This window comes from Yersinia sp. 2545 StPb PI (genome assembly GCF_052217125.1).
In the GTDB taxonomy this organism is placed as follows: Bacteria; Pseudomonadota; Gammaproteobacteria; order Enterobacterales; family Enterobacteriaceae; genus Yersinia; species Yersinia enterocolitica_E.
The window spans coordinates 102,769-118,311 of sequence record NZ_JAZGPY010000001.1 but is presented as its reverse complement, the minus strand read 5'-3'; the positions used below and the strand labels follow the sequence as shown (position 1 = coordinate 118,311).

The following is a 15,543-nucleotide window of genomic DNA, read 5'->3' as shown; positions in this document are numbered from 1 at the left end:
GTGGGTTTCAGTCTTTTCCTATCAGGATCGCAACGTCAGAGTGCTATTTCTCACTCTAACGTTGTTTTTTCGTGCAAATCATCACGACCCAATGATTACTTAAAATCTGCGTATGGCACCAATGGCTGTGGTGGCATATCCAGAGAGCCTTGCCATCCAGCCAGAGAGTAACGCAAGTAGATAAGCGCATGGCTTGGGGTATAGTCCTTCGCCTGCTGGATATCAACCCCAGCTCCCAATGTCCAATGCGAACTCAACCGGCGCTCGATCAAGGCGCGCAAGGTATAACCCACCCCATTACTGCTATCACCATCATCGGGTTCATACCGGTCTGGAATAGTCTGGATACTGTGGCTGAGCAGATTTTGCAGTGGATAACGTGCCCGTGAGCTAGTTGCAGAATGTGAAACAGACACCGACCCACCCAACTCCCACGACCAGTTAGCCGTCCGCTGCCGATAATTTACCGGAATAGCCAGTGACAGATATTTTTGCGGGCTGTAATACCCGCCCTGACCTAGCGTATAACCGCTGAGGTCTTTTTGATAATGCCACCACATCCCGTTCAAACCGACGGTAACACGGCGGTTATCTTCGTTGATTAGCTTGTAATAATAACCCGTCATAAAGCGCAGCCGCTGGTTATCCGCCACATTCTGCCCGGTCAGATAGTGAAAACTTAAATCGCCCCACACTCCGTGAGCCTCACCTCGGTCATAACTGGCTCCCAGGCTCACACCGTTGGCACGCACGCCCCCCCAGGTCACATTGGTATTCGGATCTTTGGCTCCAGCAAAGGCCAGCATCGAGCTGGATATTGGCCGACGTGACGCCGTGGCGGTCCAGCCAATATGATTCCAACTATTGCTGTATGCCAGCCCACCGACCACATCAACGACATCAAAACCCATCGGTGTAGTACCGAGATCAGTTTCCCAACTGTCATTTTGCCAGCCCACGGCAACACTGGTACCCGTTGCCTGTTGATGTAGATTAGTCTGACATGGCTTTTCTGTCTGGTAACAGGTACCGGCTTTATATCGGGCATTCTTGTCAAAGGTCCCGGCATCCATCTGCACCGTATCTGTTCGTAAGAAAGCCCGACCATCAGCCAGCGAGGTATCTACCTGCAACATGGTGTTGTGCGCCCGGAGATCAGAGATCCCTTCCGTGCCGCTTGACCGCAGGTAGTCGTGATCAATCGTGATACGGGTATCCTGCTGGCGGTAAAGGTTAGCGGCATCAGAACGAATGCCCCGCTTAAGCCAGTCATCGGTGGCCTGATTGCGGGTCAGCAAGGTATAACTGTCGTTATCCGCCGCCAGTGTCGGTGTGATACCACTGGCTACCATGGCATGTTTGAAATCATCTTGTGCCGCAGCGGGTTGCCCCTGCGCTTGTGCTAATCGACCTGAATCACGAAATATCAATGCATTATCCTGTGAGGGCCCCCCTTTAGCTGCCGCCGGTTTCAAGCGCTGGAAGATCTCTGCCGCTTTTTGTGGCTCGCCCACGCCGTACCAGGCATTGGCTATCCGCCGCTGGGCGCTTGAGTTAGTCCCGTCACCGGAAAGTGGCTCATGTTGTAAATATTGGCGAGCGTCACTGAGACGGCCTTCGGCAATATAAGCCTCAATCTCACCCAGAATAGCATCGGGGTTTTGTGGCTCGCGCGCCCGAACTCGCTGATACCCCACCAGCGCTGTGTGATAGTCACCACGCTCCAACGCCCAATCAGCAAGCGTCAAGTCAATGGCAGTGTTGGCTGGCTGTTGACGTAATAGGGTTATCGCCCCCACTTCATCACCACTAGCCCGCAGTTGGCGAGCTAATGTCAGTAGCTGAGCAAATTTCAAGCGCTGGTCTAAAGCGCGGATATTATCGTTCCAGTGCAGGGTTAGCAGTGTTGCCAAATGCGCCAATGCCTGACTATCACGCCCGGTGCTGGAGAGATACAGCGCATAGGCATATACCTGCTCGGGATCTTTCGGCTTACGGCTCGCTAATTGGTGGAACTGTGCGTCAGCTTCCACCAAATGCCCCTCTTGCGCTAACGCTTGTGCCAGCCGGTAGGTTATCCAGACATCGTCCGGGGCCATCTTCAGCGCCTGGCGATATTTTTCCGCTACTTGATGCCATTGTTGCTGCGCCGCCAGATTTTCGGCTTGTTGTTTCAGCATATCGACTTGCAGGCTGTCTAATGTGTCATGCATTTTGGCTTGTTGACTGCGTGGTAAACTGCTCAGATAACTCAGTGCTTTTTGCGGCGATTCGCGCTGGTAGATATGGGTTAGCCCTCGTACCGCACTGCCGTTTGATGGGTCCAGACGGAGTGCCTGCTGATAATACTGCTCGGCCGTTTTATCATCATGACGGGCCACGGCAACATCAGCCAAACCAATCAATGCATAGCTGTCGCTGCCATCAATATGGCGCGCTTGCTGGTATTTCTGTTGTGCCACCCCGGTATTACCGGCTTTCAGCGCTTTATCCCCCTCGTCATTTAGCAGCCAGTAGCGATTGGTTTTTATCAGGCTGATCCACTTGTCGCTTTTCAGACCATCTTTATCTGATTTTTGCGCCAGTTCAAACAAGCGCAGAGCTTGGGCACGGTCACCACTACGGGCATATGCCAGACCCAGCGCGCCGAGTATCTCGGGGTCATTAGGTGCGGCAGCCAGTGCCTGTTTTAGTGCGGGGATAGCCGCCGCCCCGCCACCGCTGTCTACTTTTGCCAATCCACTTAAACGCGCTTGATAAGTCGGTGAAGCCAGCATGGCCTGCTGGCTGGCCAATGCTTGACGGGCGATATTAGCCTGAGGACCAGACGAGAAGATGTCGAGGAAATGGGTCAGCGCCGCCACGCTTTGTGGACTGACAGTCATGGTTTTGACAGTCTCCATCCACAAGTCTGCGGCATCTGAAGCTCCCACTGGGTCCGCGGCCACTTTCTCCAATGTGGCATAGCCTTGCGTGGCATTTTGCTGATTGAAATACAGGCGCGCCAAGGCCATTCGCAGCGCGACATTACCGGGGTATTGTTGGTCAAGCGCGGCTAATTTCTGGGTGGCGAGAGCTTCCTGCCCCGGTACACGTGCGACCAACCGCCAGTATTCCACAGCAAGATCCAGTGTTGGTGGTTTGCCTTGCAACAGTTGATCATATTGAACTTTGGCCTCAGTCACCCGCCCGGCGGTCGCTAACAGACGCGCTTGTTGTAATTGTTGGCGAACCTCCGGCTTAGTCAGCGCCAACAGCAGTTTAGCCCGCTGATAAGCCTCTGAGTCGGGTGCCAATTGTTGCAGCTTATCCAACTGTTTTTGTGCTTCAGCCAAATTACCCTGTCTCAGAGCTTGGCGCATTCCTGCCGCCACCACTTCCGGGTTATTCGAGTCCATCATATTCAAGCGATACAGTGATTGCTTAACCAACTCGTCTCTATTGGTTGCTTCCCCGAGCCGTACCTGCTCCAGTAAAAACTGGGTCGGTGAGATAGGCTCAGCGCCCTGCGCCGGAGTGGTAAAGGCTTGGGACAACAGCGCTAAGCTTAAGAGCCAGTATATTTTAATGTTGCGCATTGACTGTTCCATGAGGGCTGAAGCTCACCCTGACGATTGAAACTATAACGATGCTGCGCCCATCCCTGACCAAACAGTGTTAGCACCGCACTGTAATAGGCATCTGCGGGCGGTGGCGAATCTTGCACACGTTGTTGTTGCACGCTCAAGGTTTGCTGATTATAGGGTTCAGGGCTACTGGCTAAAAATGGCAGTAATGCCGCCGAGAACCCTTCCGATCCCTTACCACTGGTTTTACCGTTGCTGGTATCCGTATTTTCTGGTGGTACCCCACGTTGTTGGGTTACCGCCGCCATTGGCTGGAAGCGCTGGATTAATACAGCCTTTTCTGGGCTGTTATTGGACAACATACCAACCCACAAATAGCTGCGTATCGCATCGTAGCTACCGACATCGGGCCGTGTCTCATCAGGTTGCCAGCCTTTGCCCTCTTGCCAAACCACCCAATCAGGGGAGAAACCATAGGGTGCCGTTTCAAGCAATAAGCGCTGATTGACTTTAACCATCGCTTTCCACGGCCCCGCCAAAGAGGCAAAGCGGGCCAACAGTTGTGGCGGCAGATAACTCGGGTTGAGCCGCCAACGGTCATCATCATTAAAACCAATTTTCCCCGGCAATAGCATTTCGCCAAGGCCCGGAATATTCACCACTTCCTCTTGAGCAATACGTTGCAGCAACAAAGTACCCATCGTCTGGTAACGGCGGCTATCCCATAACCGCCCCGCTTCCAGCAAGCTGTATGCAATCCATAAATCCGCGTCAGAGGCCGAATTGGGGTCCAGAACATCCCAATTATTATCCTTGCGTTGTCCCCATAGCCATACCGGCAGACGTGCGGTTAAATCCCCGGCGGCCAGGTTGTTTTCCGTCCAGGACAATAATTGGTCAAAGGTTTCCCGATCATTGGCAACCAGAGCAAAAAACAACCCATAACTCTGTCCTTCCGACGTGGTGACTTTCCTCGGGCTGCTGGGATCAATAATGCGCCCGCCATCGCTGACATAGTCATGTTTGAACTGCTGCCATGCTGGCCAATCACATGTTGCTGCGCTACCAAAACTGACGAGCAGCAGGGCACAGATCTGTCGCTTAAACATCACGACCTTCAACGTCAATCTCGCTCATCAGGTGATAACCGGCGGCGACTGATCAGACGTAATACACGCCAGACCATCATTGCAGCCATAACCACGACCAATACGGCCACCCCTGCCAACAGTACCGGATGGGTAGATAAGGTATGCCAGATACGTTCCCACCACGGTAAATGACCGACATCATAGGTCTCACCAACCCGCAGGCTGTTGACGCCCGACTCGCGAATAACCGCGACTGAGCCAAATATCGCTTCGCGTTTGCCAGTATCGAGCATGGCATTGTTCAGCAAGGTATAACCACGCGAGCTGTCGGCCAATAACGCCACAATACTGCGCTGAGGGAAGTGAGGTGACTGTAGACCGATAATCGCCGACATCGCCCCTTCAGAGCTTATCGTCGCCTGGCTGTCTGCTACCCAATCTGATTGCGGTACCATCATGGTTGGTAAGCCGGTTTGCCGATTTGGCATTTTTACCCAACTCAGGGTCTGTTCCACCAGTACGTTAATCTTTCGATCATTGCGCAGTTCTGGCGGAATGGTGCCAATAATCAACACATCCGCATCTTTCTCCGCCGCCTGTGACCAATCATCGGTAATGTTAATACCGACCGCGGGGTAACCCACCTGCGCCCCGATATTTCCCACCGCATTGAGTAGGGTGGTTATCTGTGCTGGCGCCGGGTTTGGTGGTACCAGAACTAGCGTTTCGGAGAGATCAGCCATACGGCTGAAGGGGAATCCAGCATTGGCAAATGCCCGTAGATCAGGCATTTCCATAAAGTGACGGTAACCGGAGAAATCAATAGTAGAGTTACCGTCAATTACCGCGTGATTCGGCGCGGTAGAATAGGTTTCACATCGCCCCTCGGCACCGCTTGCCAGCAAGGTGCTGTAATCAAAATCAAAACGTAATTGGTTAGTCGCGCCCAGTTTCAAGGACGGAATGCTTAGCCTTTTGGCAGCATCCTGTAAGCCTTGTAGCAATGGCAGACGCAGGATCTTACTGTCTTCGGGCATATTCGGTGACAGTGGGTAATCCTGCACAAACTGATTATTCAAGCTAATACTTAAGCGGGAACCATCCATCAAACGTGTTGAGGTGTAACGATATATCAAGCGCATATCGATACCAGCACTGCGAGTCAAGAACAAATCCGGTGGCAGATTCATCGCTAATGAAATCGGCGGCGGCAGTAATCCCGATGTTTGCAGTTGCTCAGGATATTGCTGCAACTCAGCAAATGTCATCGGGCGGTCGGTACGCACCCAATTTGGTGCATCATAAGGCAGGCGAGGTGCTAATGGCTCAACCTTATCCACCGTTACATTCTGACCACGAAACAGAATATTGCCTTGCGCGATCCCCTGTGCCGCAGTAATCAGGTCATTATCATCGCGCCCCAGAATCAGCAATAACTTCACATACGGGTTATTCGGATGACTGATGATTTCCACCGTTGGAGCTTTCACCAGCGGGTAATCTTTTAGGAAATCAGGGCGTTGAGCATTAGTCGCGAATACTACGCCATGCTGAGTAGGCAGTTGGTTATACAATACCGGGAAGTTCTGCCCATGCCATTGCGCCTTATCACCAAACCATGAGGCCAGAATAGCGGCGGCCCGCTGCTGCGACACATCAGGTGCAGCAGCAAATATCACGGGTAGAATCAGCGGGCGATTATCTCTCGCATCAAAAAATGGCTCAGGAAAGTGGGATAAATCATTTTTAACCAGCAGCGATTGATAGCGCAAATCCAGTGAGCTGGACTTACTGACATCCAACCACAGGGTATTGCTCGCTGGGTTCTCACAGATATTTTGATAATGGCCGACAAAAACTAACCGCAAGCGGTTGAAATCAGTGATGTAACGCGGATCGATCGGTAATTGAAGGTGGGTGGGTTTACCAAGCTGATCTTTGGTGATCGCCATGACGCCCATCAGTTCATCATTCAGCAAAATTTTCACCTGCGACTCCACCGGGATCAGCGAAGGTGATGGCGTAAACTCAAGATTCAAGGTCGCATGAGTCACCACCTCATCACTGCGCACGCCGAACTCAAGCTGGCCTTCAGGGTTAGTGCCACGCAAGGAGAAGGTCCCCGGCGGCGGCGCGATTTTGGCAAACGAATATTCTACGTCGCGCATCGGTACATCACCCGATATTGCGGGTATCTGCGCCACGTCAGTGGCCATGACCGCCGATTGAGCTGACGGTACCGTTGGAGTTTCAGCATGGGTGAATGACGTCAATCCCAAAGCCAATGCGGTAAACCATGTTATTTTTCTCATCACCATACCATCATCAATGTTGAGCCACTGTCTGGCCTTGGCTACTCGGAGCCTGATTCTTACCGACGCCATGGGGTACAAATGACGCTATCCAGGCAATCAGGGAAGTAAATCCTACCAATACATTTCGCATTACCGGTGGCGCATAGCTGGCCATACGGACATATCCTCTAAAGCCCAGCGCCAACACATCGCGCAGACTTTCAATCGGCTTATCTTCAGGAAAACCATCCTGCCACAGCGCCCAGGTATCGGCACGGGCAAAGGTACACTGTATAAAATCAATATGTTGTGCCACGCTCAGTTGATGCATTCGCATCCCGGCTTTAGTGCCGAAGGCTCGGGTCACCTCACAGGGGAAGGTGTACTCCTGCGCCCCACGTTTGAGCAGTAAATGAACCGCCTCACCCTCTTGCAGTAATCCGGCTTCGCGCATTTCAATCCCCACGCCACCATCGGAATAGTCGCGCAATGTACAGGAGAACAAGTGACCATCAGCACGGGCTACTGCGGCTGGCATGGCTATCTCGACCCGGTGTGACTGGCGCACTTGTTTAGCTTCAACTGCCACCGCGACGGCACCGCCTAAAATCGTCATGTTATAAATCACCCACACCAAGCTGATAACCACCGTCATAATTTCATTCGACGGGCCATGACCCAAACGCCACAAACCCGCAATCAGGCCGGCAACGTTGAGAAGAACCAGCGCGATATACGGGCGGGTGATCACCCAATCCACATGCTGCTCTTCAACCAACCCCCCTTTCGACGTCACATTAAACGTTCCTTTGTGTGGGCTGAGAAGTGCCATGGTGGTCGGACGGGCGATATACCATGCCAACACCGTTTCATAGATTTCACTCCAGAAGGAATGGCGGTATTTCCCTTGCAGGCGGGAGTTGGTCAGACTGGCATGGATCATATGCGGCAACACATAGAGTGCAATCGCCAGTGCCGGAGCAAAAATGATGTAAGCATGCAGCAACAAGAAAGCCAGCGGAGCGGTTAGAAAGATTAAGCGTGGAATACCGGATAAAAAGTGCAGCATGGCATTGGCATAACATAAGCGCTGGACTAACTTCAGCCCCTTACCCAGTAGCGGATTATCCAGCCGGAAGATCTGAACCATGCCCCGCGCCCAGCGGATACGCTGCCCGATATGCGCCGATAAACTCTCTGTTGCCAAGCCTGCGGCCTGCGGAATGCGGATATAGGCGGAGGAGTATCCTTTACGGTGCATACGCAACGAGGTATGGGCATCTTCAGTCACTGTTTCTACCGCAATACCGCCAATAGCATCTAACGCACTGCGGCGCAGCACAGCGCAAGAGCCACAGAAGAAGGTGGCATCCCACATATCGTTACCGTCTTGCACCAAGCCATAAAACAGTGTGCCTTCATTCGGCGTCTGACGAAAACGCCCCAGGTTTCGCTCAAAGGGGTCGGGAGAGAAAAAGTGATGCGGCGTCTGGAGTATGCCCAACTTGGTATCTTTAAAGAACCAACCCAACGTCAGTTGCAGGAAAGAACGGGTCGGCACGTGGTCGCAGTCAAAAATGGCGACAAACTCACCGTTAGCCTGTTTCAGTGCATGGTTAATGTTACCGGCTTTAGCATGCTCGTGGGTGGGTCGGGCAATGTAGTGCACCCCGACCTCAGCAGCGAATGCTTTAAACGCGGGTCGGTTACCATCATCCAAAATATAGATATTGATTTTGTCTTTTGGCCAATCAATACCAAGAGCGGCATAAATAGTTGGTTTAACCACGCCAAGATCTTCGTTATAGGTCGGCACCATCAAATCAATGGTCGGCCAACTATTGATATCATCCGGCATTGCCACCGGCTGGCGATTAAGCGGCCAAATGGTCTGGAAGTAACCCAGCACCAGCACCACCCAGGCGTATGTTTCAGCGAACAGCAACAATAAGCCGCATACCAGACTGACGGGGTCATCCCAGTTCAGAGTTTCGGTATAGCGCCACCACAGATAGCGGCAGGAGACGGTTAAAGACAGCACGATAAGCATTAAGGTTGGTAAGCGACCCGGCACCCGTCGCACCACCATCGCCAACGCCCAAAGCAACAGCACAAAAACGAACTGCGCCATCATGCCAAACGGCTGAGAAATACACAGCAACGCTAATATGCCGGTAAAAATACCCAAAATAATAAACAGGACTCGGCGGGTGCGCTTTGATGACGGGGTTAATCGGGTGATAAGCGATTGTTCCAGTCGCTGGAGTTCAAAACGTTCGGGCATATTCCCCAGCCAACGGATATAACCTTGTCTGGTATGTTTTACCCACTTTTTGCCGACTGCGGCAGGCTGGTGCCTCTTTTCATTGCGCGATTCAGGATAAGTCAGTAGCAGCCACAGCCCTTGCAAGAGATACCGTAGGCCATCGCCAAGCCGTGGGCGAATAGGTGAAATCTGTGGGAACCAGTAAGTGCGGTTTTGTATTACACGTTGCCAACTGGGCGACTCCAGACGCAGAAAAATCCAGCACAACGGCAGCGCCAACGTGGTCAAAAAGGCGGTGAGCACGGTGCAACCTTGCTGCATATACAGATGATAACGACGGCGCATCCCCTGATAAACCGGGGTCAGAAATAACATCCGCATCAAGTAGTTCATAGCCTATTGTTCGCCACAGTAATCAAACACCAATTTGCCAGTGTGGTGACCTCTTCAGCAGCCAAACTTTGCTCACTGTATTCACCCAATGGTTGTTTGGCCGCCAACGCTTCAGCCATTGCTTCATCGCGATGAATAAATGTAGGCAATAAGTTATCTAGACTTTGTAGCCAAAGCTGATGTAAATCCTGTTGTAGATGGCTACTGGCAGAAAATTGGTTCAGCAGGAAATGGCAGTCGACAGGCAGATTTTGCTGATGTAGACGAATATGACAACTGGCATCGGCATGGATCAATACCAGCACCAGATCAGCCAGCGCTAAAATTTGGCGCGTGAATATACTATCACCCGCAGGGATATCCAATAGAATCCAGCAATCGGGCGCGCTGGCTTGCAACGCAGACAGGTTTTCTCGCCATTGACCGGGGTGCTGTTGTAAGGACGAGTTCAGTTGCTCAGTTTCAATGAGAGTTAGTTGGCCAAATGGCAGAAAATCCAACCCTTCGGTATAGCGCATCGCCCCTTGCTGCCAACCTTGGCCCTCAATTTCAGCTTTGGCCCAACCACGGGTTTGATCAAACGGCATATTGAAATGCAACCGCAATAAATTATCCGGTGAAAAATCGATCACCAGAACTGATTCCTTCAGTTGTTGCAATGCCCAAGCAAGCGCGGCGGTTACCGATGTGGTACCAGTCCCCCCTCTTATCCCTTGTAACGCCAGTACCGGCATAAACTATTCACTCCCTGTGGATTGTGCCAGTTCAGCCAACAATGGCCAGCGAGCCATCATCTGAGTTAATCGTTCCTGACGGACGATATCGATATAACTTAACGTTGGTAATGAGAAAGCCTGAGTTAATGCTAGTAGATCATCCTGAGATTCGAGCGATGTTTTGGCGTGAAATCGATTTATTATGGTTTTCATTTATCCGCCTTTAGAAAATAGGCTATGGTAATTAATTATAACAATAATTCGAGTATACTTTCTCCCAATAAGATGAGTCTTAGATTATTATCACGGGAAAGACATTGGTTAATAATTATTGCAATGTTACAATTGTTCACTGAATTTATCCAGTAATTGGCCCAATCGCATTTTAACCAAGCAGATAAAGAATCTATGCCACGATCTTTCACATTAGGTATTCGAAAAATCTGGGATGAATTAGCCGTGATGCAGGCGCCTGGGTTTTATTGGGTCAATATTGAACGTCAAATTGATGCTAATTTATTCTGTCAGCAACTTATTCGTAACCAATCTGAAAATACTCGGGCCGCCTTGATTTGTTGCGGGCTAAAACCTGAGAAATTACTGGCAAATATTGTGGGTTATGGCCCCTATAAATTGCCACTTTTTACCTTACCGGCACAAAGAAAAGCATTACTACATTTAACTCAAGATTTAATGCGTTCATTACGGCCGCAACAGCGACTGTTCATTCTGTTAGCACCGGCCAGTTTATGGCAAACATTCACTGGCGAAGAGATGCAGCAGTGGCTACAGCATATTCAGCAATGGCTGGAGGCGCAAAACTGTACGTTAATCGTAATTTGCCACAGTTCTGGTATTAATAAAATTAAGAATCAATTAGTTAGCCAGCACCGTTATTTACAAGGATTGGCTAGCCTGCAATGGCAGCAAGATAATGCCCAGTATGTTGCCTCTTGGTGGAGCACTGAAAAAGGGGTTACGGCCAATCAGTTAGTCCGATTGGAAGCAGATGAACAAGGCTGGAGCATGGCGGATGAAGTTCAACAGGCACTGCCGCTTTCACGTAATGATGAGCATCTGTATTTGGCGGAGCGCACTATTTTGGAAGGCGCTCCGCCACTCTCTACCAACTGGCAACTACTTGATAATAATGTAGTATTGGCGCAGCGGGCAATAAGTGCTCATGCCGCCACATTGATTTTTGCCCTTAATCAAAGTGAGCAAATTGACGATTTAGCACATCAGATCCATAACATACGCCGCCAACGGGGTGATGCTATCAAAATTGTGGTGCGTGAAATGAACGCCAGCCTGCGTTACAGCGATGAACGTTTATTGCTGGCCTGCGGCGCGAATCTGATCGTGCCTCACATCGCACCGCTGTCACGCTTTCTTACCATGTTAGAAGGTATTCAGGGCCAACATTCCTCTCGACATGTTCCTCAAGATATCAATGCGTTATTGGAGGCGTTACGCCCACTTCAGCTTAAAGGTTATTTACCTCCCGCTGAGTTCTGCCACTCTGTTTTGCAACTGATGAACAACACGCTGCTGCCAGAAAACGGCAAAGGTGTCATGGTTGCTCTGCGGACAGTCCCTGGGTTACAGGCCAGACAAGCACTAACACTGTGCCATCTACGCCGCTATGGTGATGTGGTAACGGTAGCTGATAACCACGTGGTATTATTCCTTTCTACCTGCCGTATCAATGATTTAGATACCGCTCTGAAGTATATATTCCGTTTGCCGGTGGCTGAAATTTTCAGTAATCAACGGGTGTGGTATCAGGATCAGGCAATTATCGCTGAGATTCATCGGATGAATACCCCCGATGCATGGCAAATGACCGGTGACAAAAAATCCTATACGCAACAAATTGATACAGCTGAGCAAGCCGAAGTTAGCCGACGAGTCCCCGTGCCTCTGGCACTGAATGTCGGACCGAACAAGGAGCGAACCCAATGAATCTCAACGATATCTGGCAAATCCTGCTGTGCGCTGCGGTTATCTTTTTCCCTCTGGGTTATGTAGCACACCGTTGGTTTCCACGCTGGTGGGAGAAAAGACAACATCTGTTTTTATCTGCGCGATATTTAAAATCAGAAGGGGTTTGGTTGCGTAATGGCTCCTCTTCACTGACGAAGAAACAACCATGAATGCAAAGAATAAACTGCAAGAATCACCGAGCCCGTGGCGCTATTGGCGTGGTCTTTGCGCATGGAATTACTATTTCCTGCTAAAGTTTGCCTTGCTGTGGTTTGGTTACCTGAACTTCCATCCGCTGGCTAACTTGGTGTTTATTGCTTTCCTGCTATTTCCGATCCCGGCCTATAGGGTCCACCGCTGGCGTCACTGGATTGCGATACCAATAGGTATTGGTTTGCTATATCACGACACCTGGCTACCGGGGCTCAACAGTATCCTGAGCCAAGGCTCGCAGATTACGGGCTTTAGCTTCAGTTATCTAATTGAATTAATTAGCCGTTTTATTAACTGGGCCATGATAGGGACCGCCTTTGTTATTCTGGTGGGCTACCTGTTTATTTCACAGTGGATTCGAGTGACGGTTTTTGTTGTTGCAGCCATGATTTGGCTGAATGTTACCAGCATCGCCGCACCGGCATTTTCTCTGGCACCTGCCGCTGAAACGTCGGTAGCATCATCTCCAGTAACACTGGGGGCTGAGCCGCCAACGCCTAATAGTCATCAGGTGGCGGCCAATGGCCCACCAACCGATGCCAATCTGACTGCTTATCTGAATGCATTTTATGAGCAGGAGAAAACCCGCCATACGGCATTCCCTACATCGCTGCCAACAGATGCGCAACCTTTTGATTTGTTAGTTATTAATATCTGCTCGCTGTCTTGGTCAGACATTGAAGCTATCCAACTGGATAAGCACCCGCTGTGGAATAAGTTTGATATTCTGTTCAAGAACTTCAACTCTGCCACCGCCTACAGTGGCCCAGCCTCTATTCGACTACTGCGCGCCAGTTGTGGCCAGTCATCGCACAAAGACCTCTATCTGCCACAAGAGCAGCAGTGTTATCTGTTTGATAATCTTTCGAAACTTGGCTTCACATCTCAGTTGATGATGGACCACTCAGGTGTATTTGGTAATTATCTGCAAAACATTCAAGATGACGGCAATATGCGCGCGCCGCTGATGTCACAAAAAGGCATCAGTAATCAATTGGCGTCCTTCGATGGTGAGCCAATTTACAATGATCTGGAACTGCTCAACTGCTGGCTGGAACAGCAGCAGAAAGGGGGGGATAGCCGCAGCGCAACCTTCCTGAATATCATACCGTTACATGATGGTAACCGTTTCGTTGGTACCAATAAAACGGCTGATTACCACGCTCGCGTCCAAACGCTATTTGACCAATTGAATACGTTTTTGGCGGCGTTGGAAAAATCAGGCCGCAAAGTTATGGTGGTGGTGGTACCAGAGCATGGAGCCGCGCTGGTTGGCGATAAAATGCAGATGTCCGGCCTGAGGGATATCCCCAGCCCAAGTATCACGCATATCCCTGTTGGGATTACGTTAATGGGAATCAAAGCGCCACAGCCCGCCAGCCCGGTGATTATCAATACGCCAAGCAGCTATCTGGCGCTTTCTGAATTAGTATCACGTATGGTCGATGGCAAAGTATTTACTGCGCCGACTATCAATTGGCAGACCCTGACACAAGGATTGCCGCAAACAGCGGTAATATCGGAAAACGATAATGCCATTGTGATTCAATATCAGGGAAAACCTTATATTCGATTAAATGGCGGTGACTGGGTGCCTTACCCACAATAAAAACCGAATAGTATTGTCTTCGGCTATTTGATAAAGGGTGCATTCATTGCACCCTTTATTATTCACATATCAACAAAATGATGTTTACATCGATAGTGACTGCATTTGCCAGATAGAACTAAAAATGTGATCTATATCATTTTAAGCGAATGTTAATCTCGACCTAAATAACAGGAGTACTCGGTTATTAAGTCACATTCAGCAATATTAAATTGTTGCGTAACTATTTATTTACAATATTACATTCACATTTACAGTAATTATTTTTAAAATGAAGTTATAAATAGTCAGTGGAAGGCTATTTTCAGTTATAAAAAAACGCCGAATTATCGGCGTTGTTGTAATTGATATCGCACTCGTCGATTGGACCCCAACCAACAGCGCTGGGGCCTTAACTCGTGTTAGCTGGCTTTTTCTGCTTCATCCTGATCAACCGCAAAGCAGGCGACCATTTGATCACCATATTGCTTCAGTTGCGGCTGTAGTTGGGTGCAAGTCCCAAACGCCCGACGACAACGGGCATTAAATGCGCACCCCGGTGGCGGGCTCATGGGGCTAGGTAGCTCACCCGTCAATTTAATTCGCTCACGGCGCATATCAGGGTTCAGCCGAGGGGTAGCAGAGAGCAATGCCTGTGTATAAGGGTGGCGTGGGTTATTAAAAATGGCTTCTTTACTGCCTTTCTCAACACAGCGCCCCAGATACATCACCATCACTTCATCAGCAATGTGCTCAACCACTGATAAATCATGGGAAATAAAGACATACGACAGACCCAGTTCCTGCTGCAAATCCATCATCAGGTTCAATACCTGAGCCCGCACCGAAACATCCAGTGCAGAAACCGGCTCATCGGCAATCACCACATCGGGATTCAACATCAGCCCACGAGCAATGGCGATACGCTGGCGCTGACCGCCGGAAAACATATGGGGATAACGGTCATAATGCTCGGTTTTTAGGCCGACCTTTGCCATCATTGCCAATGTTTTCTCACGCCGCTCTTTGCTGTTGAGATTAGTATTGATTTGCAGTGGCTCTTCCAGAATCTGCCCCACTTTCTTACGTGGGTTCAGCGAGCCATAAGGGTTCTGGAACACAATTTGAATCTTCTGACGCCGTAGTTTTTCCGCACTTTCATCCGGCTTAAGCAAATCCTGACCCTGGTAGTAAAGCTCACCGCCAGTTGGGATCTCTATCATGGTCAGCAAGCGGCCCAGTGTGGATTTACCACAACCGGACTCGCCAACCACGGCCAATGTTTTACCGCGCTCCAAGGTGAAAGAAACCCCATCCAGTGCTTTAACCAGACGCTCTGGTGCAAAGAACCCTTTTTTGACCGGATAGTATTTTTTCAGGTCGATAGCCTGTAATAGCGGCTTGGACACCTGTGATTCTTTTTTCATATC

The 15,543-nt window shown here is 50.1% G+C and carries 10 protein-coding genes; 3 read left to right on the top strand and 7 right to left on the bottom strand.

Annotation, left to right across the window (positions count from 1 at the left end; all coding sequences use genetic code 11):
* Positions 1 to 95: 95 nt before the first annotated feature.
* The 6 genes from bcsC to bcsR are packed head-to-tail and all read right to left on the bottom strand — an operon-like array spanning position 96 to position 10,539.
* On the bottom strand, positions 96 to 3,578 hold the full coding sequence (gene bcsC, locus V1955_RS00460; protein ID WP_442820416.1) for a cellulose synthase complex outer membrane protein BcsC: 3,483 nt from the start codon (positions 3,576 to 3,578) through the stop codon (positions 96 to 98).
* Positions 3,548 to 4,675 (bottom strand): cellulose synthase complex periplasmic endoglucanase BcsZ, encoded by a 1,128-nt coding sequence (gene bcsZ / locus V1955_RS00455; protein ID WP_372568461.1) that lies wholly within the window; start codon positions 4,673 to 4,675, stop codon positions 3,548 to 3,550. The genes bcsC and bcsZ overlap by 31 nt, the downstream gene beginning before the upstream one ends.
* Positions 4,676 to 4,689: 14 nt before the next feature.
* Positions 4,690 to 6,975, bottom strand: a complete 2,286-nt coding sequence (gene bcsB, locus V1955_RS00450) for a cellulose biosynthesis cyclic di-GMP-binding regulatory protein BcsB (RefSeq protein ID WP_083161383.1) — start codon at positions 6,973 to 6,975, stop codon at positions 4,690 to 4,692.
* 7 nt (positions 6,976 to 6,982) lie between these two features.
* Positions 6,983 to 9,610 (bottom strand): UDP-forming cellulose synthase catalytic subunit, encoded by a 2,628-nt coding sequence (gene bcsA, locus V1955_RS00445; RefSeq protein ID WP_083161385.1) that lies wholly within the window; start codon positions 9,608 to 9,610, stop codon positions 6,983 to 6,985.
* Positions 9,607 to 10,344 (bottom strand): cellulose biosynthesis protein BcsQ, encoded by a 738-nt coding sequence (bcsQ, locus tag V1955_RS00440; protein WP_083161387.1) that lies wholly within the window; start codon positions 10,342 to 10,344, stop codon positions 9,607 to 9,609. The genes bcsA and bcsQ overlap by 4 nt, the downstream gene beginning before the upstream one ends.
* Before the next feature lie 3 nt (positions 10,345 to 10,347).
* Positions 10,348 to 10,539 (bottom strand): cellulose biosynthesis protein BcsR, encoded by a 192-nt coding sequence (gene bcsR, locus V1955_RS00435; protein ID WP_083161389.1) that lies wholly within the window; start codon positions 10,537 to 10,539, stop codon positions 10,348 to 10,350.
* Positions 10,540 to 10,734: 195 nt separating this feature from the next.
* Between bcsR and bcsE the strand changes: the two genes are divergently transcribed.
* Genes bcsE through bcsG form a run of 3 tightly spaced genes read left to right on the top strand, consistent with a single transcriptional unit; the run spans position 10,735 to position 14,134 of the window.
* Positions 10,735 to 12,291: a cellulose biosynthesis protein BcsE gene (gene bcsE / locus V1955_RS00430; protein ID WP_420073019.1), complete on the top strand. Its 1,557-nt coding sequence runs from the start codon at positions 10,735 to 10,737 to the stop codon at positions 12,289 to 12,291.
* Complete coding sequence (bcsF, locus tag V1955_RS00425) at positions 12,288 to 12,482, top strand: cellulose biosynthesis protein BcsF (protein WP_083161393.1); 195 nt, start codon at positions 12,288 to 12,290, stop codon at positions 12,480 to 12,482. Before bcsE ends, bcsF begins: the two co-directional genes overlap by 4 nt.
* Positions 12,479 to 14,134 (top strand): cellulose biosynthesis protein BcsG, encoded by a 1,656-nt coding sequence (gene bcsG, locus V1955_RS00420; RefSeq protein ID WP_442820415.1) that lies wholly within the window; start codon positions 12,479 to 12,481, stop codon positions 14,132 to 14,134. The genes bcsF and bcsG overlap by 4 nt, the downstream gene beginning before the upstream one ends.
* 401 nt (positions 14,135 to 14,535) lie before the next feature.
* Here the strand turns inward: bcsG and dppF are convergent, their stop codons facing one another.
* The gene (dppF, locus tag V1955_RS00415; protein ID WP_083163965.1) at positions 14,536 to 15,540 is read right to left on the bottom strand and encodes a dipeptide ABC transporter ATP-binding subunit DppF; all 1,005 of its coding nucleotides are present in this window, start codon (positions 15,538 to 15,540) and stop codon (positions 14,536 to 14,538) included.
* Between the last annotated feature and the right edge of the window lie 3 nt (positions 15,541 to 15,543).